The organism is Nostoc sp. CALU 546 (assembly GCF_048836525.1).
This window is the reverse complement of record NZ_JAWJTF010000372.1, coordinates 1-1,814: the sequence shown is the minus strand read 5'-3', so window position 1 is coordinate 1,814 and position 1,814 is coordinate 1. Positions and strand designations below refer to the sequence as shown.

Below are 1,814 nucleotides of genomic sequence, written 5' to 3'. Positions count from 1 at the left end.
ATGAGCAACTGCCGAACCCGAAGGGATTAAATTGAATTAATTTCCAAAGCTAATAAACCAATCCTATTCATAGAGGAATATCAACATGGCTGAAATCAAGATATATAGTGCGGTTGTTTGCCCTTATGCTCACCGTTCGCGTTTGGTATTGCAAGAAAAAGGCATCGAATTTGACTTGATTGAGATTAATTTGCAGAACAAGCCGGAGGGATTTACAGATATTTCTCCTTATGGAAAAGTGCCTGCACTTGTACATAATAATCACCGAGTTTGGGAATCGGCAGTAATTAACGAATATCTCAACGAAGTATTTCCAAATCCGCCGCTTTTACCTAGCAGTTCCATTGCTAAAGCACAAGCTCGAATCTGGATTGATTTTGCTAATACTCGATTCGTTCCGGCTTTTTCTACTCTCTTGCGTAGTCCTGATATCCAACAGCAAGAAGCAGCTAAACAAGAACTATATAAACATCTGGAATTTATCGAGAATGAAGCTTTTGGGAAGTTATCAGGAGACGGCCCTTACTGGTTTGGCGAATCCGTTAGTCTGGTTGATTTCACCTTTTATCCCTGGTTTGAGCGTTGGGCTGCACTGAAGCACCATCGAGGCTTTGCACTACCAGAAGAATTTACTCGTTTACGTCAGTGGAAAAAGGCTTTAAAACAACGTGATTCTGTAGTGGCGATCGCTAATAGTAAGGAGTTTTACATAGAGCGATATGCTAGATTTGCTACCCCTGTTGCTGTCTAATACTACTTTTTGGTAGTCACAAGAATTGTATCTTTCCCTAAGTTTTCGCCGCCCAAAATCTTTTTGAGCGGCGAAAAACTAAAGATACTGGAGAAACTATGAATTTAGGTATAATCGCAAGTCTGCTATAAATTGGGCAACTTGATCCTGGCGGAAAATTAGCTAGATAGTAGTGAATCTTCTGTCACCAAGCTTGATCTGCGGAAATAGGAAGCAGAATTGAGTCCCATTGCGTTGCAATGTTGAGCGCACTTGCGGCAAATAGTGGCACAGAACATCATTGTGGCATCGCTGCTCATTTGTTCACAAGCTAGGGCGGTGCGATCGCAAATTTGGGCGCACAAACTACAGGTGTTTCCCATAAACTCAGAACCGTCATTAATCATGTTGACGCACATCATGCACATTTCTGCACAGTCCCGCAACATGGACATCATAGCCATATCCATGTATTTACCACCCTGACTCTTGCAGTATTTGAGGGTATCAATGCAAGTAGTTTGGCATTCAATAGAGATTTGTTTGCAAGCTTCCATTTCAGTGAATATAGATTCGGTTGTCATCATAGAAATAGTCTCCTTGTTGTCGCCGTTAGTGGTGTGGCTGACTTAATTAGCAAGGTAAAACTTTATTTTTGAGAAATCAATAGATTCTGGAGTTCTAGCAATTTGAAGGCCCATATACCTATATACTTGACGTAAATTAAGCGGCTTTTCATATTTAATTGGGAGCTATTTGACTAAAATCCTTATTTATTAAGGGCTGAGACTCTTTTGTTAGTTATAGCGAATTACTTAATATCTAGAATTGACTGTCGGTTTATTTGATTTGTCTGCCTACTAGATCGAAAAACAGTTGAAAGATAATACCCTTTTATTTCCTAGCGTATAAACCGTCAAAGCTTTGTCAACTAAAGATTATAGCTATATCCATCATTGAAACAACTCATTAGTTGAAAAAACGCTATGAGTACATTTTCTTATATTTCAGTAATATTAAATTTTCATGACTTTATTAAGCCATAGTTCATCATGCAGTGGTGGTTTGCAGTTCCTACAAGTCG

At 39.1% G+C, this 1,814-nt stretch carries 2 protein-coding genes; one reads left to right on the top strand and one right to left on the bottom strand.

The genetic code is table 11. The features are described from left to right. The first annotated feature begins 85 nt into the window (after window positions 1-85). Window positions 86-751 carry a glutathione S-transferase family protein gene (locus RRG12_RS43785; protein WP_420760318.1) on the top strand — a complete coding sequence of 222 codons (666 nt, stop codon included), beginning with the start codon at window positions 86-88 and terminating at the stop codon, window positions 749-751. Between the two features lie 158 nt (window positions 752-909). On the opposite strand, the gene RRG12_RS43780 is transcribed toward RRG12_RS43785, so the two are convergent. After that, window positions 910-1,314 carry a four-helix bundle copper-binding protein gene (locus RRG12_RS43780; protein WP_420760331.1) on the bottom strand — a complete coding sequence of 135 codons (405 nt, stop codon included), beginning with the start codon at window positions 1,312-1,314 and terminating at the stop codon, window positions 910-912. Window positions 1,315-1,814 lie beyond the last annotated feature (500 nt).